22 protein-coding genes, 1 tRNA gene and 1 riboswitch are annotated in these 25,002 nt (G+C 60.4%); of the genes, 5 read left to right on the forward strand and 18 right to left on the reverse strand.

Annotated elements, in window-relative coordinates:
- Positions 1-269: 269 nt before the first annotated feature.
- Positions 270-659: a VOC family protein gene (locus M2401_RS01155; RefSeq protein WP_259098547.1), complete on the forward strand. Its 390-nt coding sequence runs from the start codon at positions 270-272 to the stop codon at positions 657-659.
- A 187-nt stretch (positions 660-846) separates the two neighbouring features.
- Here the strand turns inward: M2401_RS01155 and M2401_RS01160 are convergent, their stop codons facing one another.
- The 4 genes from M2401_RS01160 to M2401_RS01175 all read right to left on the reverse strand — a co-directional run bounded on the left by M2401_RS01160 (position 847) and on the right by M2401_RS01175 (position 2,738).
- Positions 847-1,410 carry a flavin reductase family protein gene (locus M2401_RS01160; protein WP_259098549.1) on the reverse strand — a complete coding sequence of 188 codons (564 nt, stop codon included), beginning with the start codon at positions 1,408-1,410 and terminating at the stop codon, positions 847-849.
- Between the two features lie 111 nt (positions 1,411-1,521).
- Complete coding sequence (locus M2401_RS01165) at positions 1,522-2,061, reverse strand: adenylate kinase (protein ID WP_259098551.1); 540 nt, start codon at positions 2,059-2,061, stop codon at positions 1,522-1,524.
- A 75-nt stretch (positions 2,062-2,136) separates the two neighbouring features.
- Positions 2,137-2,424, reverse strand: coding sequence for a DNA-binding transcriptional regulator (locus M2401_RS01170; RefSeq protein WP_259098554.1), 288 nt, complete (start codon positions 2,422-2,424; stop codon positions 2,137-2,139).
- Complete coding sequence (locus M2401_RS01175) at positions 2,424-2,738, reverse strand: type II toxin-antitoxin system RelE/ParE family toxin (protein ID WP_259098555.1); 315 nt, start codon at positions 2,736-2,738, stop codon at positions 2,424-2,426. The genes M2401_RS01170 and M2401_RS01175 overlap by 1 nt, the downstream gene beginning before the upstream one ends.
- Before the next feature lie 476 nt (positions 2,739-3,214).
- Between M2401_RS01175 and M2401_RS01180 the strand changes: the two genes are divergently transcribed.
- Both M2401_RS01180 and M2401_RS01185 read left to right on the forward strand, forming a co-directional pair.
- Positions 3,215-3,739 carry a Bro-N domain-containing protein gene (locus M2401_RS01180; RefSeq protein ID WP_259098556.1) on the forward strand — a complete coding sequence of 175 codons (525 nt, stop codon included), beginning with the start codon at positions 3,215-3,217 and terminating at the stop codon, positions 3,737-3,739.
- Between the two features lie 123 nt (positions 3,740-3,862).
- Entirely contained in the window at positions 3,863-4,624 is a 762-nt protein-coding gene (locus tag M2401_RS01185) for an SDR family NAD(P)-dependent oxidoreductase (RefSeq protein WP_259098558.1), read from the forward strand.
- A gap of 220 nt (positions 4,625-4,844) precedes the next feature.
- Here M2401_RS01185 and M2401_RS01190 read toward each other — a convergent pair.
- From M2401_RS01190 to M2401_RS01250, 13 genes are all read right to left on the reverse strand, one after another.
- Positions 4,845-4,918, reverse strand: a tRNA-Gly gene (locus tag M2401_RS01190).
- A gap of 149 nt (positions 4,919-5,067) precedes the next feature.
- A complete protein-coding gene (locus M2401_RS01195) occupies positions 5,068-5,961 on the reverse strand; it encodes an alpha/beta fold hydrolase (RefSeq protein ID WP_259098560.1) in 894 nt (297 codons plus the stop codon).
- A 304-nt stretch (positions 5,962-6,265) separates the two neighbouring features.
- Positions 6,266-6,958: a pseudouridine synthase gene (locus tag M2401_RS01200; RefSeq protein ID WP_259098561.1), complete on the reverse strand. Its 693-nt coding sequence runs from the start codon at positions 6,956-6,958 to the stop codon at positions 6,266-6,268.
- The gene (locus tag M2401_RS01205; RefSeq protein WP_259098562.1) at positions 6,948-7,196 is read right to left on the reverse strand and encodes a cysteine-rich CWC family protein; all 249 of its coding nucleotides are present in this window, start codon (positions 7,194-7,196) and stop codon (positions 6,948-6,950) included. The genes M2401_RS01200 and M2401_RS01205 overlap by 11 nt, the downstream gene beginning before the upstream one ends.
- Positions 7,193-8,674: a sensor domain-containing diguanylate cyclase gene (locus tag M2401_RS01210; RefSeq protein WP_259098565.1), complete on the reverse strand. Its 1,482-nt coding sequence runs from the start codon at positions 8,672-8,674 to the stop codon at positions 7,193-7,195. Before M2401_RS01210 ends, M2401_RS01205 begins: the two co-directional genes overlap by 4 nt.
- Before the next feature lie 133 nt (positions 8,675-8,807).
- Entirely contained in the window at positions 8,808-12,113 is a 3,306-nt protein-coding gene (locus tag M2401_RS01215) for a dermonecrotic toxin domain-containing protein (protein WP_259098567.1), read from the reverse strand.
- A 108-nt stretch (positions 12,114-12,221) separates the two neighbouring features.
- Positions 12,222-14,030 (reverse strand): allophanate hydrolase, encoded by a 1,809-nt coding sequence (gene atzF / locus M2401_RS01220; protein WP_259098570.1) that lies wholly within the window; start codon positions 14,028-14,030, stop codon positions 12,222-12,224.
- 39 nt (positions 14,031-14,069) lie between these two features.
- The gene (uca, locus tag M2401_RS01225; protein WP_259098572.1) at positions 14,070-17,744 is read right to left on the reverse strand and encodes an urea carboxylase; all 3,675 of its coding nucleotides are present in this window, start codon (positions 17,742-17,744) and stop codon (positions 14,070-14,072) included.
- A gap of 221 nt (positions 17,745-17,965) precedes the next feature.
- Positions 17,966-18,631, reverse strand: coding sequence for an urea amidolyase associated protein UAAP2 (locus tag M2401_RS01230; RefSeq protein ID WP_259098575.1), 666 nt, complete (start codon positions 18,629-18,631; stop codon positions 17,966-17,968).
- Between the two features lie 11 nt (positions 18,632-18,642).
- Positions 18,643-19,368: an urea amidolyase associated protein UAAP1 gene (locus tag M2401_RS01235; protein ID WP_259098577.1), complete on the reverse strand. Its 726-nt coding sequence runs from the start codon at positions 19,366-19,368 to the stop codon at positions 18,643-18,645.
- A gap of 12 nt (positions 19,369-19,380) precedes the next feature.
- Positions 19,381-20,145, reverse strand: coding sequence for an ABC transporter ATP-binding protein (locus M2401_RS01240; RefSeq protein ID WP_259098580.1), 765 nt, complete (start codon positions 20,143-20,145; stop codon positions 19,381-19,383).
- A complete protein-coding gene (locus M2401_RS01245) occupies positions 20,142-20,957 on the reverse strand; it encodes an ABC transporter permease (protein ID WP_259098582.1) in 816 nt (271 codons plus the stop codon). The genes M2401_RS01240 and M2401_RS01245 overlap by 4 nt, the downstream gene beginning before the upstream one ends.
- 27 nt (positions 20,958-20,984) lie before the next feature.
- A complete protein-coding gene (locus tag M2401_RS01250) occupies positions 20,985-22,052 on the reverse strand; it encodes a putative urea ABC transporter substrate-binding protein (protein ID WP_259098583.1) in 1,068 nt (355 codons plus the stop codon).
- A gap of 59 nt (positions 22,053-22,111) precedes the next feature.
- A riboswitch (guanidine-I (ykkC/yxkD leader) is annotated at positions 22,112-22,215 on the reverse strand.
- Positions 22,216-22,515: 300 nt separating this feature from the next.
- Between M2401_RS01250 and M2401_RS01255 the strand changes: the two genes are divergently transcribed.
- On the forward strand, positions 22,516-22,992 hold the full coding sequence (locus tag M2401_RS01255) for a hypothetical protein (protein ID WP_259098585.1): 477 nt from the start codon (positions 22,516-22,518) through the stop codon (positions 22,990-22,992).
- 59 nt (positions 22,993-23,051) lie between these two features.
- On the opposite strand, the gene M2401_RS01260 is transcribed toward M2401_RS01255, so the two are convergent.
- Complete coding sequence (locus M2401_RS01260; RefSeq protein WP_259098586.1) at positions 23,052-24,164, reverse strand: enoyl-CoA hydratase/isomerase family protein; 1,113 nt, start codon at positions 24,162-24,164, stop codon at positions 23,052-23,054.
- A 144-nt stretch (positions 24,165-24,308) separates the two neighbouring features.
- On the opposite strand from M2401_RS01260, the gene ung reads away from it, so the two are divergent.
- On the forward strand, positions 24,309-25,001 hold the full coding sequence (gene ung / locus M2401_RS01265) for a uracil-DNA glycosylase (RefSeq protein ID WP_259098588.1): 693 nt from the start codon (positions 24,309-24,311) through the stop codon (positions 24,999-25,001).
- The last annotated feature ends 1 nt before the right edge of the window (position 25,002 follow it).

Raw genomic sequence — 25,002 nt, forward strand, 5'->3', positions numbered from 1 at the left:
AGCACTGTTCAGTTATCTGATCTCTATCAAGCCGGCGGGGTGATCGTGATCTGATATTTACTGGGCTGGAAGGTTGGGTCGCCGGCTTCGTCCATTGGCGCTCGGGCCTGCTCGCCGCCACTTTAGCCCATGGTCTGGCGATTTATGGACTGGCAGTTGGGGTCTATTAGATCTATACAAGAACATTCGTTAATTTTACCAATGGCTCTGCTCGGTCATCACAACGAAAATGCGTTTGTTTAGCGGGTTATATTGATAAGGGAGTTCTCATGATTGACCACACCGGCGTTATCGTCAGCGATTTCGAACAGGGCAAGGCGTTCTACAGCAAAGCGCTGGCTGCCATCGGCTACGAATTGCTGATGCAAGTAACCGCAGCCCAGTCTGGCAGCAAAGACTTCGCCGGCTTCGGCGAAGAGGGCAAGCCCGACTTCTGGGTCAGCGGCGGAACCCCCAACCAGCCACCGATGCATGTGGCCTTTCGCGTAAAAAACCGGGCCACGGTCGACGCCTTCTATCAGGCCGCGATGGCCGCTGGCGCCATCGACAACGGAGCGCCGGGCCTGAGGCCGCACTACCATCCTAATTACTACAGCGCATTTGTGCGGGATGCGGATGGGCATAATATCGAGGCGGTTTGTCATGAGGAGCAGAACTGAATCGGTGTCAGGGCCGCCGGGATGCGCCTGGAGAAATTGCGCAACACCCGACTGTAGGACCGGCTTTAGCCGGGAGAGCGTCACCTGCCTCATAGGTGTCCTCCCGGCTAAAACCAGTCCTACCGATATCGCATTCCAGTTCGATATGAAGTGATTTTTTGCTTAGGCGCATCACGGGCCACGCTGCTCAGGTCAACATGGACGGCTTGAACAACCCTGCACGATCAGTCGTCCTGCCCGACAACATGAACTGCCCCATCCCCTGATAATGCAGCGACTCGATCTTCTCGGCCGCAGCACTGACATGGGCTTTCACCACTTCGAAGATAAACAGGTTGTAACGCTCCAGCATCGAGTCGTCATAAAGGCGGCACTCGAAGTTCGCAGGGCACTCACGAATCAACGGCGCGTCGACCTTACTTGCTTTATCTGCGGTCAATTTGAACTGGGCAAATTTGTTGACGTCGGCGCCCGAACAATTGCCGATGCCAACTACGGTATCCACCATTTCAGCGCTTGGCAGATTGATCACGCATTCGCCGCTATTGCGCACCATTTCATAACTGTGATTGCCGCCCGCAATGATGCAACCGACCAGCGACGGCGTGAACTCCATGACCATATGCCAGCCCATGGTCATGATATTGGTCTGGCCCTGCCATTTCGACGAGATCAGCACAATCGGACCGGGCTCGAGGAAGTGGCGGATATTGGCAACGGGGAAGTTTTTTTTCGGGCTTGAGCGTGGCATGACGGGCTCTGCGCGTTGGGTGGGGTCTCCATCTTGGCCGCGAAAAGGCGTATTAGTTCATTGGAGTAGCCCAGCAGGCTGGGGGTTTTCCCTACAACACCGATGCAGTCGTCAGTCCGAAATTGCAGCCATCACTCGTTCTAGCAACTGCTCAGTTGGCAGCGCGCCATTAATCCTAATAAACGGCAGCACCAGCTGTTCGAGCCAGCGCTCATGCCGTGGGCGGTTGCGGCCAAACTGGGTGCCTTGGTCGTAATCAGCGGCCCACGATATGAACGCCATGTGATTGGCGTGCATATCTCCACCGGGCAGGATCCGCTCACCATAGCGCTGAGATTCGCGCGCTTTTAGCCGTTCAATTCGAACTTCTGTGGGCGTATCGATAAATACGACCAGGTCGGCGTCCTGAATCAGTTCGTCGCCCCAGCCATCCAGGGAGCCGGACAGCGCCCATTGGCCAACTGCAAGATCAGTCTTGAGCAGAGCGATTCTGTCAGTGGCGGAGCGCGGCTGTTCGAAGGGCGGATCGGTGGGGTACCAGTAATAGTCATCAACATCGACGTGCGGGGCCTGAAGCCGAAATGCCAAGGCCGCTCCCAGGGTGCTAACGCCGGCTCCAGAGGCGCCGATGATGTAAATCCGTTTGCTCACTGGCTGAGCTTCCGTAGAGTCGTCCATAATTTATAATCTAACCAAAATTTGCCACACGCCTGTAAAGGGCGCAGCTCAACTCAGAGCCGCAAGAACATGCACAGGGTCGTTGAGTATGGCGCGCAGTAGCGCACGAGCAGGCCCTTCGGGCTCACGTCGGCCTTGTTCCCAGTTGCGTAGGGTGCCAACCGCTACATCAATTCGCTTGGCGAAATTGACTTGAGAGAGACCGGTGGCCTGGCGAATCTTTTTTACCTGGATTGCATCGATATGGAATTCCCGTGATGGCTGACGCTCACCACGGTCAATCTCATCCATCTGCGTCATACTTTCCACGAGGCGATCAAAGAGATGTTTTTCCATCATTTCCATCCTTTATTGATTGAGCGGAGCTGTGCCTTCTGCTTATCGGTCAGGGTGTCCGTGATCCCCTTTCGATAGATCAATATCATACGTATCTGGTGCACCGACGCGACGTGATAGTAAATCACCCTGACGCCACCACTCTTGCCCTTACCACGTGCTGACCAGCGGACTTTTCGTAGTCCCCCGGTATCCTCAATGACCAAGCCTGACTCAGGGTGCGCCGCGAGGTGCTGCTGCAAATTGCCGTACTCTTCATCGGCCAAATGCTCCCGTACGTCCGATGTAAAAATGGGTGTCTCGATGAAGATCATGCGATGCCCACTATACGTCAATGGCGTACATTAATTCTAGGTCATACATCGAGCGATACAACGGCCTGTTGGGGACGTTGAGTGTAGGAAACACCGCTGTGGGTGTGGTGAAAACGCGGGGCAAAGCAGTGTTTTTTTCATGAACGCTATGTTGGTGGACGAGAGGAAACTCGTTGCGCCTTGAGTGAAATTTCCGAGTTTGTTCCACCCTATTGTTTGAGGTGATCAGGCGATCTATGGTGCGCCGTCGCTGCAAAATCAGCGACCGGATTTAGCGATCCGAATCTTGAGCAAGCATCCACTGTCTGCATTGGGCCGATCACGCCTGAAGCATGTTTTATGGTGACTGTGTGTCGGAGACCTTCGGGTCTGCCGGTGATTGCTTGCTCTAAGGCCGGTTCGCTAACCGCCACACAGTTGCCACCCTTATACAAACAATCACGTAACGGGTGGCCCGACTCAGGAGCCTCGCCCTTATGGACCCTCAGATACCCTACCAACCCTGCACCGACACCTTCGAGCCCACGCTCTTTATCCGCCACCACCGCATGCTGCGCGCCATCACCCTGGACGCCCAGGCCTGGTTCCCCCTGATCGATATCGCCCGTCTGATGGGCATACGCCTGTGTGAGCGCAGCACCCTCAAGCTCGATGCCGATCAACGCCGCATGGCCTGGCTGCTGACCAGTGGGCATTGGGAGAAATGCCTGATGATCAGCGAGTCCGGCGTCTTCGCCTTGCTGATCCACCACTACATCCCGGAAATCCGCGCCCTGCGCCGCTGGCTGGCACAGGACGTCCTGCCCGCACTGGATGCCGAACGCTCAAAGACGGGGCCGGCATCGGTTGAAATGCGTTGGCAGGGCGGTGTGATGAACGCCCTGCGATGGCGAGGGGAGCTGTGGCTGAAAATGCGGGATTTGCCGGAGTTGGTGCAGGTTCAGGGGGAGGCTATGCGCGGGTCTTTTTGGGCGCGGTTGGTGGGGGGCTTGTTGCGTTAACCGGGAAGCTGCGGACAGAAAAGACAGAGGACTAAAGCGTATTTCTTGCGATCGCCCGGCGCCGATCCGGCCCGCTTGGTGCTACGGTGATGGCTCTCTGGCAACCAATATCGAGATATCCCTATGGAGCCCAATTCGACAATTGATAACGTGCTACGCGTCGCGTTGGTTACAGGATCCACTTCCGGTATCGGTGCGGCCATTGCCCGTGCGCTAAGTCGGGCAGGCTATGCGGTGGTGCTCCATTCGCGAAGTTCTGCGGATACGGGGCGCGCTATGGCTGCCGAAATGAAGCAGGCTGTTTACGTGCAGGCTGATCTTGCTTTAGAGGCTGACAGGGTCAGGCTTATCAATGAGGCTATCGCCGAGTGGGGGCAACTCGACGTACTGGTTAATAACGCCGGTATCAGTAAAGTCATTGCGCATGACGACCTTACCTCTGCCACTTCGGCGGTGTGGCGCGAACTTAACGAGGTTAATGTCGTGGCGCCATTCCATCTGATCGCACTGGCCGAGCCGGCATTGCGTGAAGCCGCCCGTTACCGCCGGGCGGGTAGCGTCGTAAACATCAGTTCGCATGCCGGTGTCCGTCCTAAAGGCGCATCGATACCCTACGCGGTAAGCAAAGCTGCGCTTAATCACATGACCCGTTTACTCGCGGTGTCGCTTGGGCCCGATATCCGCGTCAATGCTGTAGCGCCTGGCTTGGTCGATACGCCTCTGACCGCAGAGTGGACCGATGCCCAAGCGTTGTGGCGAACTCGCGCTCCGATGCGCAGGAGCGCCAGCCCGGACGACATCGCCAAGGCGGTAGCAATGTTAATTGATTCGGACTACCTGACCGGCGAGATACTCCTGTCAGATGGCGGGTTGAACCTGACCTAGCGGGATGTCCAGTCAAAAAGTGCTTAAAGATTACCGCAGCAGCTCACTGAAAATCGGGTGATACAAACGGCCCGACGCTCATATAAAAAGGTTACAAGTTTTTCAGAAGAGGCGTGCAGCTTGGAGGACGCGGGGAGAATCGGAGGGAATACTGCTAAGGGGGGAGTCGTCACCAACCGCTATTGGATGTCCGGGGACTGCGCTGGAGACGTTTGAAAATTGGAGCGGGTGAAGGGAATCGAACCCTCGTTATCAGCTTGGGAAGCTGGAGTAATGCCATTATACGACACCCGCTTTGAGCGGCTGACTTTGTACCAGAAGCGGCCCATTATTTGAAGCGCTAATTTTGCCTCGTTGATCGGTGTCGCCGCGCGGAAGTCATTCGCCAAGTGCCTTGGGTGGCTCGTTGGCGAATGATTCCGGTGCTCGGTCGGGCGGTTGATTCAGAGTGCAAATGCATGTTGCTCCTGAGGTTGATGGAGGCGGTGGCGGCTTGGCTGGCTGCCGGGTTGATCGGTCTTGAGGAAGTCCAGTACGGCGTTGCGTGAGTCGCGGCAGGCGGCTTTGTGTTCCATGTCAAGGAAGTGGCCGGTGCTCTGGATGGTGCTGAAGGTGCTCTTCTGCACGCATTGCCCGAACAATCGGGCGTCCTGGGCGGCGGTGTATTCGTCCCACTCACCGTTCATGAACATTACCGGCACGTTGATGTTGCTGGCGGTGCTCAGGTAGTTGCTTTCATTGAGGGTCAGGACTTCGCTGATATGGAAGTGCATCTGGTCGTACTCGTGCAGGTCCAGGCTGCTGACATGCCGGTAATTGAAGCGCTTGAACAATGAGGGCAGGTGCTTGCCGATGGTGTCGTTGACCAGGTTGCCTACCTCAAAACGATCCCGCGCGCCCAGGTGTTTCACGCCACGCTCGAGGTAGTCGCGCATGTGTGCGTTGATCACCGGGGAGAACGAGCTGATCACCGCCTTTTCGATACGCCGTGGGCGATGTGCCAGGGCGACCAGGGTGGCGGCGCCGCCCCAGGAAAAGGACATCACATGTTCGGCGGCGAAGTGGTCGATCAGCTCCAGCAGGATCTGGCCTTCCATTTCTTTGGTCAGCGGCTTTTCGTGCAGGTTGTGGGCCTTGGATTTGCCTGCATAGGGTTGGTCGTACAGCACGACGTTGAATTGCGGATGCAGGTTGCGGACGGTCTGGGCAAAGGATGCGGTCGTGGCCAATGACCCATTGACCATGACAATGGTCTTCTCCGCCGCCTCTGCGCGATAAAACTCCGTGTAGACCCGGAACTGGCCCTGTATATCAAGCACAGAAATTTCTGGCCTCATATCGTATGTCTCCTGACGTGGACGGATTAGCGCGCAACCGAAATTGCACGGGTTTTCGTGACAGGTAGGCATGCGCCTGGGAATGGCCCTGTGTCGATCCGGAACAAGCTGTCCGACAGGTATTGTTATTGGCGGGCGATTTGCCATCCGGACCGGGTCTCGGGTGGCAAAAGGATTTCTTAGAGTATGTTCATGACTCGGCGGTCACATGAGGACCGACGGTTGGATTCAAGCAGCCGTATCCGGAACCCGCAAGTGCCGTTCGTACATTGATCGGATCGTTCTGCCGGGCGGTCGCCAGTCGTCAGACCAGCAGGATTTCTGCGGCGTGCAGGGCACGGTAGTGCCCGGGCTCTAGCGCGGGGTCCAGCAGCAATGGGCCCATGCTTTCGCGGTGCAGGCGCAGGACCTTGTTGTCGAAGTGGCCGAACATGCGTTTGACCTGGTGGTAGCGTCCTTCGACGATGCTCAGCCGGGCGACGTACGGTCCTAGCAGGGTCAGTTGCGCAGGCTGGGTGGTGAGATCTTCGAAGGCAAAGTAGAACCCTTCGGCGAATTTTTCCACGTAGCGCTCGTCGATCACCTGCTCGGTTTCGACGTAGTAGACCTTGGGCAGTTTGGTCTGGGGTTGGGTCAGGCGGCGGGACCACTGGCCGTCGTTGGTGATCAGCATCAGCCCGGTGGTGTTGAAGTCCAGACGTCCGGCAATGTGCAGTTCGTCCTTGTCCGGCTCGTTGAGCAGGTCGAGCACGGTAGGGTGTACAGGGTCGCGGGTGGCGCTGACGCAACCCTGGGGCTTGTGCAGCATGAAATAGCGGGCGGCCTTTGCGGCTTGCAGGGTTTCACCGTCGAGCTGAATGCTGCTGAACTCGCGCACTTCGTGATGAGGATTGTTGACGGGCTGCCCGTCGACCTGCACACGCCCGGTGGCCAGTGCCAGGCGCACATCCTTGCGATTGAGGCGCGGCAGATTGCTGAGGAAGCGGTCAAGGCGCATCGGGCGCTTCGATGACTTGGGCGGCGACTTGTTCGATGCCGGCGCAGCGTGGGCAAAGGCAGGCTTTGTCACGCAGATCAGCGGGCAGCCGGGCCAGTCGCTCCGGCTCGATACTGACTGAAAAGCACCAGCAGGGCTGTGCCACCGTGCGTGGGTCGGCCAGGATGCAGCTGTTGCTGAAACCGCAGACCGGGCAGTTCTGTGGGGTCTTCGATGGAGGGCTCGTTTGAGTGCTCATGCCAGTTGCGCAATATCGTCGCTGACGCGGTTACGTCCGCTCTGCTTGGCATGGTACAGCGCTCTGTCAGCCCGGGCGATCAGGCTTTGCAGGCTGTCGTCGGCCTGCAGTTGGGCCAGGCCGAGGCTGACGGTGACGTTCAGGGTGCTGCCGGAGAAGGCGTAGGCATGGTGCTCGACCAGCACGCGAATACTCTCTGCCACCCGGCGGGCGCCTTCGCGGTCGCTGTCCTTGAGCAGGATGATGAATTCCTCGCCGCCCCAGCGACAGATGATGTCGGACTGGCGCAGGCAGCTCTTCAGGTCATCGGCAAAGCCCATCAACACGGCATCACCCGCCAGATGTCCATGGGTATCGTTCAACTGTTTGAAGTTGTCGAGGTCGAGCAGCACGGCGGTCAGTGGCTTGCCGTCCCGTTGCGCCTGCTTGAGCGCACGCATGGCCATGACGTCGAAGCCGCGCCGGTTGGGCAGTCCGGTAAGGCTGTCGAGGGTAGCCTGGGTTGCGATCTTGAACTGGAAGCGGCGCACGATGCGGTGCAGCAGCAACATCACCACACCGGTCACGATCAGGCAGATCAGCAGGTTCAGGTACAACGATTGCCGCACTGCGGTGAGTGCGCCGTCTTCGCGCTTGTCGACAAATAGATACCAGTTCAGCTCGGGGATATAGCGCACATTGAGAAAATGGCTCTGGCCCTGACTTTCATACTCATAGCTGCCGCCGATGGGCTTGGGCAGTTTGTTCTTGAGGTCCTCCATATCCGGCAGCCGATAGATGGACTGGCCCACTGTCGCGCCCTGGGGGCCGCCTTCTTCACCGGTCAGGACCAGGCGGCCGAAGTTGTCGACGAAGTAGACGCTGCGCTGATAACGCTGTTGGTAGCGGTCGATCAGCTTGATCACCGCATCCACGGTCAGACCGACACCGGCGGCGCCGATGAAGTTGTCGTTGTAGTCCATGACCTTGTAGTTGATGAAAAAAGTCAGGCTGTCCTTGTTGGCCATGTCCGGGTCGACGTTGATTTCATAAGGCGCGGCCATGTCGCGTACGCGGTAGTACCAGGTGTCCCGGGGTTCGGTGGCGCTGATCTTTTTCAGCACGCCCTTGGCCTGGTAGTAGGTCAGGCTGGCGTTGGAGACGAAGAACGAGGTGTAGGCGCCGTAATGATCCATGACCTCCTTGAGATAGCGGGTCATCTGGTCGGTGTCTTTTTCGCCGTTGACCACCCAGTCACGCATGAAGGTGTCCCGGGCCATCATCGAGGAGATCAGCACCGGCCGCACCAAGTCCTTCTGAATCTCCGAGTACACGGTATCGGAGGTCAGCGGCAGCTCGGTGTTAACGATGTTGTTGCGGATCGAGTCGCGGGAAGCGTTGTAGCTGAGCAGCGAAGTCGCCATGAAGCCGCTTCCCAGGAGAATCAGCAACGTCAGCATCAATGAGCGTTGTGATGTGATCGAGGAGCGAAAAGGCATGACGGACCCGGTGTTGTGAGCATTTTTGAAGGGGCGAATGCTAGCTCGTCGCTACCGCCTCGCGCCATCTCATTTCTTATCGGTTGATCGATATTTCGTATGACATCCGATAATGGGCGGCATTCCTGCCAGATCATGGAATGACCCGAGGTGGCAGATTTGGCGCAGTGTAGGACGGTCCTTGCTTGAGCAGCGTGTCGAGCGCTGTGCAACGGCAGTGCACCAGCAGGATCTTGTCGTAATGGATGCCTGTGTCGAACAGCCGCGTGAACAGCTCTTCCAGATCAGGCGCCGTCATGCCGAAGCGATTTCTGACTGTCAGCACATCCGTCGGCGTAGCCGGCAATTGGCCTTTGAATGGCGATTGGTGGGTGCTGCTGACGACTTCGCTGATGTCATCGTAGGTTTCCCAGCGGCCCTGAAACTTCGCCAGGACGTAGTTTTTCATATGGCCGGACTTTGCTGTGCCGGCCATCATTTTGTCGGTCAGGACCAGCGGCGGCAGTGATAATGGCGTATTGCCTGCACTGTTGGAAGTCGCATAGGGCCTTATCCGGCGGTGAGCAACTTGACGCAGGCCTGGGTCGACCAGGGCAGAACCATGAGGCGCATAGGTGTAGACATGAGTGCCGTTGGGCAGCGCGACGGTGCGGCTCCAGGGCAGGTAGTAACCATGGGTGCTGACCAGCAGGGTTGTGGCCTGGTGCTTGTTTGAGGTCCAGAGCAGGAATTTGCGCCCCAGCTTCCAGACTTTTACCGGTAGACGCCGCATCGACGGGTTCCCCGGCACCGTCCAGCTCTTGAGCAGGCTGTCAGTGTGAAAGAAGCGCTCCAGGCGGGTTCGGCGTGAGTGCGTCCAGTGATTGAGGATGGCGGTGAAGCCTCCTTTCTCAATCTGGCCAATGGGCTCATCAGTGTTTTTCTGTAGGACCGGCTTCAGCCGGGAGGGCGATCTGCGGGTTAAAACCGGTGCCACGGAGGTTCTCCCGGGTGCCCGGTGCAACCTTCTTAGCGCTTGCAACAGCCGTGGCGTCGCCGGTGACAAGTCCAGTAAACCCAGACTCAGTGCGGCCAATATCGCCTGTTGTTTTTCCGAGCCGCGATAGCCGGGCAGGGCAGCCGAAGCAACATGCAGCGACAGCAGCGCGACCTCTATCGCCAGGGACGCGAGCGCTACCGGAGTCAGCAGCAGCGACATGGGCGCGAGCAGCAGTTGCAGGTGGCTGAGGTGACGGGTCCAGTAGCGCAGGGACACTTCTCGTGACGTAACGATCTGCGTCTGCGCTTCTTGCAACTGGTTGTCCCTCAGCGTTCGGTGCATGAAGGCAAAGGGCGAATCAATAAGCGTGGTTTCGTACAGCTTGTATGCCTTGGCGTCCTGCACATCGGGGTTGTAGATACCCTCGGCCCAGGGCCTGAGCAGGGAGACGGCATCGTCGCAGGGTTGCACACCGCCCCATATCCTCAGCAGGTAATCGAGGCGTGTTTGATGGCGGGCGGGGATGTAGTCCAGAACCGACTGGCGCCATTGCTCGTCCGCTGCACTGCTGCGTAGATGATCGACGAGTTGTGCAGGGCTCTGAAACTCCATGAATGCCCTGGCACTGCCTGCCTGATAGAGAATTCTGCGCGGTTTGTCCTGCTCTTCAAGAACCAGCAACCCGGCGCAATATTGCCGTTCGACGCCTTCGAACAACAGGCTGAAAACATTGAAACCCAGTGCCTGCCATTGCGCCCCTTCGTTGCCTGCGAGAGCTTGGACCACTGCGTCGAATCCGCTTCGGGTGAGGTTGCCACGTTTGAGTGCGATGACCGCCTGGGCGACAAGTCCTGCCTGAAATGCCTGCTCGATACTGTCTTTGTGCTGCTCCCAGAAGTGAATGACCTGTGCGGACATCAAGGCAAGAAAGTCGATGCTCTTGACCGTGTCTTCTATGGCCTCGGGACTGATCGATAGCAGGCGCTCAGGCGCCCATTCACCTTTGCCGGTGGCGTCGAGGTAAACCACGCTGCGCCCGCCGTTATCGAGATAGCCCAGAGATTGTTCGACCCGATAATTGTTGATCAGCGCCTTGCCCAGGCTGATGGGTTTGGTATCGGGCACATATACGAAGTTGCTTGGCAGGCGCGCGTTGCCCAGGGGCGTGGTCGAGGTGCCTGGCAGATAACGGATAAACACATGATAGGGGTTGAGCAGCAGGCCGTAGCGATCAAACAGGGCGCTGCGTATGGCCTTGGCGGCGCTGCGCTGCACGACGGGGAGGTGCCTGAGGATATCCGGCTGCACATTCCACAGATCGGCGGCGCTGATCAGGGCCAGACTGCGCTTGATGGGCCTGAGCAGATCGACGCTGCTCGGCGGCTCCAGGGGATCACCGCTGTCTTCTGTGAGTGAGCGTTGTTTCTGCAGGCGGGTCAGGTTATCGAACAGATCACCCTGCACGAGGGTCGCGCGGTATTCGGTGATGGCTGAGTCATCTGGCAGCGGTACTAGACCGCGTGCCGCTCTCAGGGCTTCAAGCAGCCTTGCGGCCATATGCCGAGGGTCGTCGCTGATGTATTCGACGACGCTCTTGCTGCCAAGTACATGAATGAAGCAGTGGGAGGTGTTTTTCGACCTGAGCTGAAAAAGGCCCGGCACCGGATTACCGTTCACCGACAGCATGTGCAGTTCGGCCAATTGCCCGCGGGCGACTTCGGTCAGGCAGGCGGGTGAGGTCGGGAAGCTGTTCAGACCCATGGCATCCAGGGCGAGCAGGTAACCGTCGCGACTGATCCTTTTGCGTGCGAGCTGGCGGGCCAGTTGATCGAGAAATGCCAGTTTGCTTAATGCGCGGTAGGTCTTTTCATGACGGTGCCAGAAATTCTGGAAGCACGTGTCATAGTCGGCCTGCCAGGTGCTGTCGCGCAGCAGATCGATCAGTTTTGAGGCGGGCAGGCCAGGTATTGCAGGAGATAGCTCGTCGTCTTCGATCGGGCAACGGGTCAGGGCGACGAAGCTGGGTGTGTCGAAACAGGTCATGCCCAGTTCGGTCAGGGACAGGCGCAGGCTGAACTGTTCGCTGCCGTCATTGCTGATAGCCGGATCGTCCTCGGTGATGAAGGTTATGTGGGTGTCGTCGGGCGAGGGTGATTCAGGTCTGTGGTCTTCGAGCATGTGCCGCAGGCGTTTGCGCACGTAGGCGCGCAGGGACGGTGGGTAATCGATGTCCAGTTGCCAGGCTTGCAGGAACAGCACCGAATGGGCGATCAGCTTGAAACCGGGGCTTTTGCGCAGGGATTTGAGTCGTTGCAGGGCGCGTAGTTGATCCGGGTCAAGTGCGTCGGTGCTTGGGCCTTGAGCGGTTGAAGGGTCGATCCGCGGGTCGAGTTCTAGGCTGTGTTCGCCAAGCAGATGCAGTGCCCGATCCTTGGGCGCGGGTTTCCAGTGTTCTTGCATGGTGGCCGATGACGGTGAGAAATGGTCCTGCACTATGGCGCTCGACACGCACGAAAAAGGCTAATTATGTATTTTGTTCGGCGCGTCTACGGACGCGCCGTGTAGGACTCAGCGCTGTTGCAGGTAGGCACGCCAGCCGCCCAGGTGGCTGATATCGGTTGCACCTTGCAGGCCGTAGGGTTCGCAGATAAAGCCGGTTTCCCAGCGGCCGTCGGCCAGTTGCACCTTGCCCAGCCCCAGGGGCGCCGGAATACCGGTGAGGAACGAGCCCAGTTCGCTGCTCGGTAGTTCCCAGACTTCCACGGCAATGGCGACGCCGCCCTGATCGACCCGGACCATGCCAGGGCGCAGCGGCGGGCCGCCTGCCAGGGCATACAGTTGATAGTCGGGTGAGCTGAGGGTGCTTTCCAGCAGGTGGGCGCCACGCTGTTTGAGTTGCCAGTTGAGCGCCAGGCCATCCAGATGCGCGCCGCAGACCACGAGCCGAGCCCTGTCATGCTGCGCGCCGGTCGCCGGTTTGCTCAGCGTGCTTGCCTGTCCGCCAATCAACGGCAAGGCAGTCTGGCGTTGCAGGGCGTCGGCCAGGCTGAGCAGGTATTGATCTGTGAAGACCCGACCGAACAGGGTCACGCCCCAGGGCAGGCCGTTGGCCATGAAACCGCTAGGGACAGCGACGGCGGCGTAGTCCAGCAGGTTGACGAAGTTGGTGTAATAACCCAATTCGGAGTTGCGCAGCACTGGCTCGGCTTGCAGCTCGGCGCAGCTGACCGGGCGGCCGATGCTTGGGGTGATGACGCAATCCAGGCCTTGCAGGGCCTTGTCGCAGATGGCCTTGAGTTCCTGCAAACGGTATTGCGCCCGGAAGGTGTCCACCCCGGTCACGCTTGGGGCTTTGGCCAGGACCGCGCGGATTACCGGCAGCACCGCCTCGGGATCATTTTCCATCAATTCACCGGCGACGCTGTAGCGCTCGCAAACCCACGGGCCTTCGTATAACAGCCGTGCGGCTTCGAGGAACGGCGACAGATCGAGGGGCACGGCTTCGCCACCGAGGGCGGAGAAGTGGGCGATGGCGTCGGCAAATAGTTGTGGCCCTTCGGTGCAACCGAAAAACTCCAAGTCTTCATCACGAGGTACGCCAAAGCGAAACGGCTTGGGTGCACCGAAGGCTGAGGGTGCGTTCCACAGCGGGTTGCTGCGGCTGTAGGCGTCACGCGGGTCGGGTTGCGCCGTCAAGCCCAGAAGCTGGCTGGCTTCCCGGGCGGTGGCGGTAAAGGTGGTGACGCAATCCAGGGTGCGGCAGGCCGGGACCACGCCGCCGGTGGAGATCAGGCCAACACTGGCCTTCATACCCACCAGATTGTTCAGCGCGGCGGGCACGCGACCGGAACCGGCAGTGTCGGTGCCGAGGGCAAAGCTGCTGACTTCAAGGGCCACCGCCAGGGATGAACCGGCGCTGGAGCCGCCCGATGGGTAGTCCTTGAGCACGCTGTTGGGGCAAGCGCCGTAGGGCGAGCGGCTGCCGTTGAGGCCGGTGGCGAATTGATCGAGGTTGGTCTTGCCCATGGGGATTGCACCCAGGGCAAGCAGGCGCTCGACCACGGTGGCCGACCGTTCTGGCGTGTAGGTGTAGGCCGGGCACGCGGCGGTTGTAGGAATACCGGCCAAGTCGATGTTGTCCTTGATCGAGAACGGCACGCCGAACAGCGGCAGATCATCGACGCTTTTGCCTTCCAGCGCCGTGAGATAAGGCTCCAGCTCGGCGCGGCTGAGCAGGTAGATGAACAGGTTGTACTCGGGGTTCAGCGCTGAGGCTTTTTCCTGCAGTGCCAGGATCAGCTGGCGCGGGGTCAGCTCGCCGGACCGGTAGGCGGCGCGCACGGTATCCAGTTGCAGGTTGGGCAAGTCATGGCTCATGGCAAAATTCCGTTGAAAAGTCATAAGAAGTAATCCGTGTCATTCGCTGTCGAGTACGACGACCCGTTGCCCGGCACGCACCGCCGAACCGGGTTGCACCCGGACTTCCCGGACCACACCGGCCATGGAGGCCAGTACCGGGATTTCCATCTTCATCGACTCCAGAATCACCAGCACATCGCCCGCCGCGACCCGCTGCCCGGCCTCGACCTGCACTTGCCATAGGTTGCCGGCAATCGGGCTTTCGACGCCGTACTGGCCCGCTTCGAGTGGCACTTCATCGGCGGCAGGTGCAACCCCTTCTTCGCTGACAAAATCCGCCTGGCCGTTGGCGATCCAGCGTTCGCGCTCGGCATGGAACGCAGCCTGTTGTTGCTGACGAAACGCGGCGATGCCCTGAGCTTCGGCGCTGAGGAAGTCCTGATAGTCGGCAAGGTTCAGGGTGCTGTGCTCGATGGACAGCGGGTAGCGACCGAGGGGGAAATCCCGGCGGATGCGCAGCAGCTCATTGGCGCTGACCGGGTAGAAGCGGATCTGGTCGAAGAAGCGCAGCAGCCAGGGCTTGCCATCGAAAGCGGCCACGGCGCGGTAGCGATTCCACATCTGCAGGGTGCGACCGACGAATTGATAGCCGCCGGGGCCTTCCATGCCGTACACGCACATATAGGCGCCACCGATGCCCACGGAGTTTTCCGCGGTCCAGGTGCGTGCCGGGTTGTACTTGGTTGTCACCAGACGGTGGCGTGGGTCCAGGGGGGTAGCCACCGGTGCACCGAGGTAGACGTCACCCAGGCCCATGACCAGGTAGCTGGCCTCGAATACTGCGCGTTGCACTTCATCGAGATTGGGCAGGTCGTTGATGCGGCGTATGAACTCCAGATTGCTCGGGCACCACGGCGCGTCCTTGCGCACGGTGGTCATGTATTTCTCGATGGCCAACTGGCAGGCCGGATCGTCCCAGGACAGCGGCAAGTGAACGATGCGCGAGGGCACCTCCAGGTTGCGACTGGCACACACTGCGTCCCATTCGCCGCTGACGATGGCCAGCAGTTCGGCCAACGGCAGTTGTTCGGGTTGGTAATGCACTTGCAACGAGCGAATCCCCGGCGTCAGGTCGATCACCCCGGTCAGGGCCTTGGCTTCCAGCGCCTGCATCAGAGCATGGCCGCGAAAGCGCAGGACCAGGTCCAGCTCCGGCGCGCCGATTTCCAGCAACAGGTGGGTGTCGCCGCTGAGGCGGGCGACGAGGCGGGTGTCGGCGGTGCCGATATCCAAAACGATGGGTGAAACCAGTTCAGTCATGTGTGGGGTGTGGGAAATCTGTGGGAGCGGATTTATCCGCGAAGGTGGCATTTCAGGCGATAGGGATGGATTGAATGTGCCGGCCTCTTCGCGGATAAATCCGCTCCCACAGGGTACTGTGGCGGCTGCAAAAATCCTGCGGGCCTCGGCGACACTCACTGCGCAAAACTGCACCTTATCCCCGGCCTTGAGCTGGCCGAGCTGCCACAGGTCGGCCTCGATAATGGTCACCGGGCAGACAAAGCCTCCCAGGCTCGGGCCGTCCGGGCCGAGGATCACGGGCATGTCGCCGGTGAAGTCCACGGCGCCGATGGCATAGGGGTTGTCATGGATGTTCGAGGGGTGCAACCCGGCTTCGCCGCCGTCCGCGCGGACCCATTCCGGTTTCGGGCCGATCAGGCGTACGCCGGTGCGGCTGGAGTTGAAGTGCACTTCCCATTGCGTGGCGAAGAAGGTGGCGATGTAGGCTTCGGTGAAGTATTCCGGTGCGCCGTGGGGGCCGTAGATCACCCGGATGCTGCGTACCTCGGCGAGGTCTTCGAGCTGATCGGCAGGAATGCTCTGCCCGGCGCTCCGCTCATGCAGTGGCTGGATATGCAGCACGTCGCCTGCACGCAGGGCGCGACCGCCATGACCACCGAACTGACCGAGGGTGAAGGTGCTTTTACTGCCCAGATAATCCGGTACGTCGAGACCGCCGCGCAGGCACAGGTAGCTGCGCGCTCCGGCGCCGCTGATGCTGCCTAAAGCCAGGGTTGCACCGGCCGGGATCAGCAGGGCCGTGTTCATGGTCTGGGGTTGTCCATCCAGTGTCAGCTCGATGGTTGCGCCGGTCACGGCCACCACGGCGTCGCAATTGAAGCGCAGCAACGGGCCGCTCATGGTGATTTCCAGGGCAGCGCAACCCTCTGCGTTACCCAGCAGACGGTTGCCCTGGCGCAGGGCGCGGCTGTCCATCGGCCCGGACGGCGGTACACCGACTGCCCAATAGCCGAGGCGGCCAGGGTAGTCCTGCACACTGGTCTGGGTGCCACCGCTGAGCACTTCGAAGGTGCTGGCCTGATAGACCAGCCCTTCCAGGCAGCGGGTCCACGGCTGGCCGTTGGCGAAGGGCTGATCATCGAGGATCTGCCGCAGGTAGTCGCGGTTGGTTTCCACGCCATACAGGCGGCTGTCGTGCAGGGCTTTGCCGAGATCCAGGCGCGCCTGCTCCCGGGTTGGCGCCCAGCTGATGACCTTGGCGATCATCGGATCGAAAAACGGCGGGATCTCGCAACCGGCTTCGACCCAGGTATCGATGCGTAGATGCTTGCCGTCTGCCGGGGCGAATTCGACGGCGGTCAGCAGGCCGGGGCTTGGCTGGAAATCCTTGCCCGGATCTTCCGCGTACAACCGCGCCTGAATGGCGTGGCCACCGGGTTGCAATCCGGCCCTGAGTTGCTGCAAAGGTGGCAGGTCACCGGCGGCCAGTTGCACCATCCAGCTGACCAGATCGACACCCCAGACTTGTTCGGTGACACCGTGTTCGACCTGCAGGCGGGTGTTCACTTCGAGGAAGTAGAACCGCTGATCATCACTGTCGAAGACAAACTCCACGGTTCCGGCGCTGCGATAGCTGACTGCCTTGGCCAGCTTGATCGCCGCCGCGCACAGCGCTTCGCCCATGCCTTCAGGCAGGTTAGGGGCCGGGGTTTCTTCGAGGACTTTCTGATTGCGCCGCTGCACCGAGCAATCGCGCACGCCCAGGGCGATGACTTCACCCCGGCCGTCGCCGAACACCTGTACTTCCAGATGGCGGGCGCGCTGGATGTATTTCTCGATGAACACGCCTGCGTCGCTGAAGTTGTTCTGGCCCAGGCGCTTGACCGCTTCGAAGGATTCGCTCAACTCGTCGGCGTCGCGGCACACGCGCATGCCGATGCCGCCACCGCCTGCGGTGCTCTTGAGCATCACTGGGTAGCCGATGGCTTGGGCGGCCGTCAGGGCGTCGGCCAGGCTGTCGAGCAATTCGGTGCCTTCAAGCATCGGCACGCCGTGGGCCTTGGCCAGGGCGCGTGCGGTGTGCTTGAGGCCGAACACCCTCAGTTGCTCGGGCGTCGGGCCGACGAAGGCGATGCCGACGTCTTCGCAGGCCTGGGCAAAGGCGGCGTTTTCCGAGAGAAAACCGTAGCCGGGATGAATGGCCCTGGCGCCCGTGGCCTTGGCGATGGCGAGGATCTTGTCCACGGCCAGGTAAGTGCCCGCTGCCGCGCCTTCGCCCAGGCTATGGGCTTCGTCGGCCTGGAGCAGATGCAGGCTGGCGGCGTCGGCTTCGGAATACACCGCAACGCCCTGAACCTTGAGGTCACGCAGGGTGCGCAGGATGCGGCAGGCAATGGCGCCGCGATTGGCAATCAGCAGTTTGTCGAACATGGCATAACCCCCGCAGACCAATCATCGTTGGTCTCGCTATGGGAAGCGGGCCGTCCCGCTATGGGTGGTGCTGCATGACGGTCGTCCGTCATGGCGTGTTCTGGTAGATCTGTGGTGCTCCTTTCGCGGATGAATCCGCTCCCACAGGAAACGGATATCTTTGTGGGAGCGGATTCATCCGCGAACGCAATAGCCAGAGCAGCTCCGGAATTTGCCTTGGCTTAGTTCCAGATCAACAATTCAGCCGCCGTCGGGTTGTAGCCGTTGCACGGGTTGTTCAGTTGCGGGCAGTTGGAGATCAGCAGGATCACGTCCATTTCCGCGCGCAGTTCCACGTATTTGCCCGGTGCCGAGATGCCGTCTTCGAAGGTCAGGCCGCCGTCGGCGGTGACAGGCACATTCATGAAGAAGTTGATGTTCGGCCCGATGTCGCCCTTGCCCAGGCGCCCGTCATGGGCACAGGCGCGCAGGTAGTTATCGCGGCAGCTGTGCATGTGGCGTTTGTCCAGGGCGTAGCGCACGGTGTTGCTCTCCTGGGCGCAGGCGCCGCCAAGGGTGTCGTGGCGACCGCAAGTGTCGTCGACGATGGTCAGCATGGCGTGGCCCAGGTTGGAATACAGCACGCTGCCGGTGCTCAGGTAGATCCGGCCCTGGCGACGCAATGTCCGTTGTACGTCATAGCGTTCACGCGGATTGGCGGCGCTGTAGAACAGGGTGTCTACGGCCTGGTTGCCTTCCAGATCGAGGATGCGCAGGGTTTGCCCGGCCTTGATCTCTTTCATCCACGGCTCGCCGGCCGGGATGGTGGCGCGGTATATCGGGGCACGGGCGAGCTTGGGCGCGAGGATCTGCGAAGCGGCATGCTGATTGGCGTATTTATGGATCATGACAAGGCTCCTCAGGCGAACAGACGGTCGGTGTTGATAAAGCCGCGCTCATTTTCCGGGCGCGAAGTACGGCAGTGTTCAGCGACGCTGGCGTCGGCTTTCATCCAGGTCAGTTGCACCGGTTGCGGGGCGTATTGCGGGTTCGGGTCCATGGGATGTTGCAGGGCGGTCAGCACCACCAGAGTGTCCATGGGCGCGTACAGCTCGATGTAGTCGCCGGCCTTGGAATTGCCTGGTACGTAATGCAGCAGCCCGGCGTCGTCGACGTTGACCCGACTGAACAGGTTCAGGGTCATCAACAGGTCGGACAGGCCCAGGCCCCATTTGCCCAGTTCTACGAGCAGGTTGTCGGCGCCGTTGCGGAAGAAGCCGTTGCGCAGTTCCTGATAGCGGCCCTGGCCGTATTTTTCTTCGACTTCTTCGGCACACAGCACGCCACCGATGCTGTCGCTCCAGCCGCAGGTATCAGCGGTAATGGCGGCGAGGACGCGGCCCATGTCCGAGTACAGACAGTGGCCGTTGGTGAGCTTGGCGGTGTGCTGGCACTTGAGGCTGTCGGGCAGGTTCAGACGCTCGGTTTTTTCGTTGGCGTTGAGCATTGTCAGGCTGACATTGGCGTTGCCGTTGAGGTCAGTCAGGCGCAGCAGTTCGCCGCGCTTGAGCACGAAAGAGCGGTGGCCGCCAGCGGGCAGCAATTCTTCGGCGAATACCGGAAAGAGCGTGGTTGATGCAGTCATGTGTAAGGTCCTTTAAGCCGTTTGCAGGGCTTCGATCGCCGCGCGAGCGGCGCGGCGGTCGATGTTCAGGGGAATGTCGTAGGTGATGCGCGCGCCATAGGCGCCGGGTGCGTGAGGGTCGTGGCGGACCTTGTCGAACACCATCAGGCGCGTGCCGAGGTTGAAGCCTTCGGACAGGTCATGGGTGACCATGAACACGGTCAGCCGGGTCTCGCGCCACAGCTCCAGCAGCAGGGTATGCATGTCCTTGCGAATGCCGGGGTCGAGGGCGCCGAAGGGTTCGTCGAGCAGTAACACGCGGGGCTTCATGATCAGCGCCTGGGCAATTGCCAGACGTTGCTGCATGCCGCCGGACAGCTGCGACGGGTACTTGTCCAGCGCATGGCCAAGGCCGACCTTGTGCAGCAGCACCGATGCCTGTTCCCGCGCTTCGCGCTTGGCACTGCCGAAAAGCCGGCCGAGCAGCGCCGAACGGGGCAGTTCCAGGCCCAGAGCGACGTTATCCAGCACCGACAGATGGGGAAATACCGAGTAACGCTGAAAGACCACGCCACGGCTGGCATCCGGCTCGCTGGCCAGGGCCTGGCCGTCGAGCAGAATGCTGCCGCGACTCGGTACTTCCTGGCCCAGCAGCAGGCGCAGAAAGGTCGATTTGCCGCAGCCCGAGGCGCCGACCAGGGTGCAGAACTCACCCTCGGCCACGCTCAGGTTCAGGCCTTCGAGCACCACCTGATCGTCGTATTGTTGCCAGACGTTATTGACCGAAATAAAGCTCATGGCCGCGCTCCCTCGTACCAGGGGAAAGCCTTGCGCGTAAGCAGTTTCAGGCCCCAGTCCATCAGCCAGGCGAGCAGGGTGATCCACACCACGTAGGGCAGGATCACGTCCATCGCCAGATAACGCCGGACCAGGAAGATCCGGTAGCCCAGGCCATCGGTGGAAGCAATGGCTTCAGCCGCGATCAGGAACAGCCAGGCCGAACCCAATACCAGACGCAGAGCGATCAACAGGCGCGGCAGCAATTGCGGCAGCACCACCCGCAGGATCAGGGTCCAGGTCGAGGCGCCGAGGGTCTGTGCCTTGATCAGCAACTCCACCGGGATTTCCCGCGCGCGCTGTTCCAGGTCCCGGGCCAGTACCGGGGTGATACCGATGACAATCAGCATCACCTTCGATAGCTCGCCAAGACCAAAGACAATGAACAGGATCGGCAGAATCGCCAGTGGCGGCACCATGGACAGCACCGTCAGCAGCGGCGACAGAGGCGCGCCAAACAGCGGCAGCACCCCCGAGGCGATGCCTAGGCACAGGCCCAACAGCGCGCTGATCCCCAGGCCAATCGCCAGGCGTTGCAGGCTGGACGCAGTGTCCGCCCACAACAGGTATTCGCCGGTGCGGGTGTCAGGCATCAGGGCCATGCGCTTGATCGAGTCGGTCATTTGCACGGCACTGGGCAGCAGCTTGTCGTTGGGGTTCTCCGTCAGCCGCGTGGCCGAGCCCATGAAATAGGCGAACAGCAACAGGGCGAACGGCAGGATCACCAGAATCAAACGGCTGGCGCGATCCGGGCGGCGGTTTATCAAACGCATGGCAAAGACCTTTGTCCGGGACGCGGTTTACAGCTTGCCGTCGGCGGCCATCTGCACGTAGCCAGGGTCGAAGTGCAGCTTGACGTTGGCCTTGTCGCCCTCGATCACACCCTTGGCGAAAGACATGCCGATGGCGCTGGAGTCCTTGGCACCCTGGCCGAGCAGGCCGTGTTCAAAGGAGAAGTCGGCGACCTTGCGCATGGTCTTCGGCAACTGCGCGCTGTTGGCGAACTCCAGGGCTTCTTTGGGCGTGGCGAACAGCTTGGTGGTGTCCAGTTGCGACTGGAAACCGGCCAGGTCAGTGCCGGAGGCCTTGGCCATATGCTCAAGCGCGAGCTTGCTCTCAGCCGACTTGGCGTTCATCAGCGCGACCACTTCGAACCAAGCGCCGGTCAGGGCTTTGCCCAGGGCCGGGTTGTCTTTCAGGGTTTCGCTGTTGACCACCATCATGTCCATGATCTCGCCGGGGATCTTGCTCGAGTCGAACACTTCGGTCACGCCGGGCTTGGCCTTGATATCGGCGAGCATCGGGTTCCAGGTGGTCACGGCCTTGACGTCGTCGGTGTTGAAGGCGGCGGAGATGTCGGCGTCGGAGGTGTTGACCACTTTCAGGTCTTTCTCGGTGAGATCGACGCTGTCCAGGGCCCGGGCCAGCAGGTAGTGGGAAACCGACAGCTCGACCAGATTGACGTTCATGCCCTTCAAGTCGGCGACCTTCTTGCCGCTACCCTTGATGACGATGCCGTCGTTACCGTTGGAGAAATCGCTGACCACCAGGGCGGTACTGTCCACGCCGCCTGCGGCAGGGATAGTCAGGGCGTCCATGTTGGTCATGGTGCAGCCATCGAACTGGCCGGCGGTGTACTGGTTGATCGACTCGACGTAGTCGTTGAGCTGGGTGACTTTGATGGTGATGCCGTACTTCTTCGCCCACTTATCGACGATTCCCTGGCTGCCTGCGTATTCCCAAGGCATCCAGCCGGCGTAGATGGTCCAGCAGACATTGAAGTCTTTCTTGGCGGCAGCATTGGCGCCCAGGCAGACAGCGGCGAAAACGCCGGCGGTGATGAGGCTGAACAGACGGGACTTTTGCATTGAAGTACCTCCAGTAGTAAAAGGGGCGGCCAGGAGCAACGCGACACCACAGGTGTCCTGTCTCCCGGGCTTTTATCCCGCCGTGTAACCTCTACTGGAGGTCGCCAACTCTCGGACCAGCCACTCGCTGTGTAAGCGAGCCGGAACCCTAGTCAGCTATTGCAAATTGTGGTGCCGCGAAGCGTGTTGACTCCTGCACACCAAGGGCTAAGCGAGAGTTGTGCCAAGTCGCCGCAAGCACCGGTTTCCGGGCCTCACCGGGATGGGAAGAATAAAAAAAGGGCGATGATTGCGTTGAATTGGTGCGCGCGCGCACCGTTGCAGGTCGTCGGAATTATTAAATTTTGTTTTAGGTGAGTGGCACTTGATGGCAGTTAGCCGGTCTTATTTCATGTCCGCCAGATTATGGCGAACGCCCGCCAGCGTCGCTGGTGTGTGCTCTATCGCGGTCCAGGAGGCCGCCATGTATCGACGACCCTTGCTTATTGCCTTGTTGGCTTCGTCTCTGGCCGGTTGCTACTCAGACGGCTACTACTCATCACCCAGCTACTCACAACCGGTTTACGGCGGTGCGGTCTACGACGGCGGCTATTACAGCCCGTATCGGGAGGAACGCATCTACGTAGAACCTTCGCGTCGTTACTACTCGCCGGGACCGCGTTATTACCAGGCTCCTCCTCCGCCGCGTTATTACCAGCCACGCCCTGATCGCGGATGGAATGGCGGTGGCAGTGGTGGAGGCGGTGGCAACTGGGGCGGTGGTGGCGGAGGCGGTGGACATTTCCAGGGCAACCCTGGCCGTCCGCCAGCACCTCCACCGCCGCAATATCGTCCATCGCCCACTCGCGATGACAACTACAGCGGTCGCGGGCATGAGTCCGATGGGCCCGGGCATCAGGGGCGCGGGGGACATGGTGGGCCGGGGGGCGGGAATCGCTGAGGCCCATTGCCAGCCGGATCAATTGAGCTGAGTGTCTTCGGACCTCAGCTCTTTTTGTTTCAGTACTCGGTCAAATCCGCCAACGGATGCCGTCCTTCCCACGCCTTGCTGAAATGCGCATCGATCACCGCCTGTGGCACGCTGCCGACCTCCGGCCAGTGCCAGTGGGGTTTGTGATCCTTGTCGATCAGGCGCGCGCGTACGCCTTCGGCGAATTCGGGGTGGCGGCAGCAGTTGAGGCTCATGGCGTATTCCATCTGCAGCACTTCAGCCAGGGATTTGTTGCGGGCCCGGGCGATCTGTTCCCAAACCAGATGAGCCGTCAGCGGGCAGCCGTCGAACAGGGTTTTACCCGCCTTGACCAGCAGCGGGTCGTCGCTGTGTTGCAGCAGGCTGATGGCATTCCAGGCGCCGAGCAGGTTGCCCACGTCCAGGCAAGCATCCAGACGCTCACGACGAGGCAGCCATTGCGCGGCGGGCAGGTGGCCGATGGCTTCCTGTTGCAGGGCCTTGAGCAGGCTGTTGAGCTGAATGTCGGTCTGCTCCTGCCAGTTCAGTTGTTGCAGGCCGTCGATCAGCGCGTCCTGTTGCTCGTCGAGCATAAAACGGTCGGCCAGGCCCAGGTCGAGGGCGTCCTTGGCGTTGATCAGGGCGCCGGTCAGGCCGAGGAACAGGCCCAGTTTGCCGGGCAGACGCGAGAGGAACCAGCTGGCGCCGACATCCGGATACAGGCCGATACTGATTTCCGGCATGCCCAGGCGGCTGCTCGGAGTGACGATACGTACATTGGCGCCCTGCAGCAGGCCCATGCCGCCGCCCAGAACATAGCCGTGACCCCAGCAGAACAGCGGCTTGGGGTAGGTGTGCAGGCTGTAGTCCAGACGGTATTCTGCTGCGAAAAAATGCGCCGCCAAAGGTGGGACTTCGCCGGGATGAGTACGACCGGCCTGGATCACGCTGCGCACATCGCCGCCGGCGCAGAAGGCCTTGGTGCCGTTGCCGCGCAGGAGCACGCAGACGATTTGCGGATCGCTGGCCCAGTGGTCCAGGCGTTCCTGAAGGGTGATCAGCATGGGTAGGGACAGGGCATTGAGCGATTGCTCGGCGTCCAGGGTGGCGATGCCGATGCGGGCATCGTCCTGAGTGGGTATTTCCTCGAATTGCAGATTCATCGTGACCTCATCGAAACGATACAGATAGCCGAAAGCGAACGGGCTATTTGCATCTGAGTGTAGGAAATGACTGCTTTGTTGCCGGGCATTTGACATTGGCGTCTGTGTTTTCTAGGGTGCGCCCATTGTTTCAGGGATGCCACCATGACCAGCGACGACCGTATCAAACTCGAACCCAGCTGGAAGCACGCACTGCGTGAGGAGTTCGACAAACCTTATATGGCTGAGTTGCGCGAGTTTCTGCGCCAGGAGCACGCTGCGGGCAAGGAAATCTATCCGCCGGGGCCGCTGATTTTCAACGCGCTTAATTCCACGCCGCTGGATCAGGTCAAGGTGGTGATCCTCGGTCAGGACCCGTATCACGGCCCAGGCCAGGCTCACGGCCTGTGCTTCTCGGTGCAGCCGGGGGTGCCTGCGCCGCCTTCGCTGGTCAATATCTATAAAGAGCTTAAGCGCGACCTGAATATCGACATCCCCAGTCACGGCCACCTGCAATCCTGGGCCGATCAGGGCGTATTGATGCTCAACACAACGCTGACTGTCGAGCGCGCCAATGCCGCGTCCCATGCCGGTCGCGGTTGGCAGCATTTCACTGACAAAGTGATAGAGGTCGTCAGCGCCCACCAGCCGCACCTGGTATTCCTGCTCTGGGGCGCCCATGCCCAGGGCAAGCGCAAGCTGGTTGACCCTACCAAGCATCTGGTCTTGACGTCGGTGCACCCGTCACCGCTGTCGGCCTATAAGGGCTTCCTCGGTTGCGGGCATTTCAGCCGGGCCAACACCTATCTGGAACAGAACGGCATGACGCCGATTGACTGGCGCTTGCCGCCGGTCTGAG

Origin of the sequence: Pseudomonas sp. JUb42 (assembly GCF_024807945.1) — a bacterium.
Lineage (GTDB): Bacteria > Pseudomonadota > Gammaproteobacteria > Pseudomonadales > Pseudomonadaceae > Aquipseudomonas.

Bases quoted from the DNA above. Each gene is read 5' to 3' on its own strand.
- M2401_RS01170 (WP_259098554.1), bottom strand. From the start codon at position 2,424: ATGGAAAAACATCTCTTTGATCGCCTCGTGGAAAGTATGACGCAGATG.
- M2401_RS01200 (WP_259098561.1), bottom strand. From the start codon at position 6,958: ATGCGCCTTGACCGCTTCCTCAGCAATCTGCCGCGCCTCAATCGCAAG.
- M2401_RS01210 (WP_259098565.1), bottom strand. From the start codon at position 8,674: ATGCCTTTTCGCTCCTCGATCACATCACAACGCTCATTGATGCTGACG.
- M2401_RS01250 (WP_259098583.1), bottom strand. From the start codon at position 22,052: ATGCAAAAGTCCCGTCTGTTCAGCCTCATCACCGCCGGCGTTTTCGCC.
- M2401_RS01245 (WP_259098582.1), bottom strand. From the start codon at position 20,957: ATGCGTTTGATAAACCGCCGCCCGGATCGCGCCAGCCGTTTGATTCTG.
- M2401_RS01175 (WP_259098555.1), bottom strand. From the start codon at position 2,738: ATGATCTTCATCGAGACACCCATTTTTACATCGGACGTACGGGAGCAT.
- M2401_RS01230 (WP_259098575.1), bottom strand. From the start codon at position 18,631: ATGATCCATAAATACGCCAATCAGCATGCCGCTTCGCAGATCCTCGCG.
- M2401_RS01260 (WP_259098586.1), bottom strand. From the start codon at position 24,164: ATGAATCTGCAATTCGAGGAAATACCCACTCAGGACGATGCCCGCATC.
- M2401_RS01255 (WP_259098585.1), top strand. From the start codon at position 22,516: ATGTATCGACGACCCTTGCTTATTGCCTTGTTGGCTTCGTCTCTGGCC.
- uca (WP_259098572.1), bottom strand. From the start codon at position 17,744: ATGTTCGACAAACTGCTGATTGCCAATCGCGGCGCCATTGCCTGCCGC.
- M2401_RS01240 (WP_259098580.1), bottom strand. From the start codon at position 20,145: ATGAGCTTTATTTCGGTCAATAACGTCTGGCAACAATACGACGATCAG.
- M2401_RS01180 (WP_259098556.1), top strand. From the start codon at position 3,215: ATGGACCCTCAGATACCCTACCAACCCTGCACCGACACCTTCGAGCCC.
- M2401_RS01160 (WP_259098549.1), bottom strand. From the start codon at position 1,410: ATGCCACGCTCAAGCCCGAAAAAAAACTTCCCCGTTGCCAATATCCGC.
- M2401_RS01215 (WP_259098567.1), bottom strand. From the start codon at position 12,113: ATGCAAGAACACTGGAAACCCGCGCCCAAGGATCGGGCACTGCATCTG.
- atzF (WP_259098570.1), bottom strand. From the start codon at position 14,030: ATGAGCCATGACTTGCCCAACCTGCAACTGGATACCGTGCGCGCCGCC.
- M2401_RS01195 (WP_259098560.1), bottom strand. From the start codon at position 5,961: ATGAGGCCAGAAATTTCTGTGCTTGATATACAGGGCCAGTTCCGGGTC.
- M2401_RS01205 (WP_259098562.1), bottom strand. From the start codon at position 7,196: ATGAGCACTCAAACGAGCCCTCCATCGAAGACCCCACAGAACTGCCCG.
- ung (WP_259098588.1), top strand. From the start codon at position 24,309: ATGACCAGCGACGACCGTATCAAACTCGAACCCAGCTGGAAGCACGCA.
- M2401_RS01185 (WP_259098558.1), top strand. From the start codon at position 3,863: ATGGAGCCCAATTCGACAATTGATAACGTGCTACGCGTCGCGTTGGTT.
- M2401_RS01235 (WP_259098577.1), bottom strand. From the start codon at position 19,368: ATGACTGCATCAACCACGCTCTTTCCGGTATTCGCCGAAGAATTGCTG.
- M2401_RS01155 (WP_259098547.1), top strand. From the start codon at position 270: ATGATTGACCACACCGGCGTTATCGTCAGCGATTTCGAACAGGGCAAG.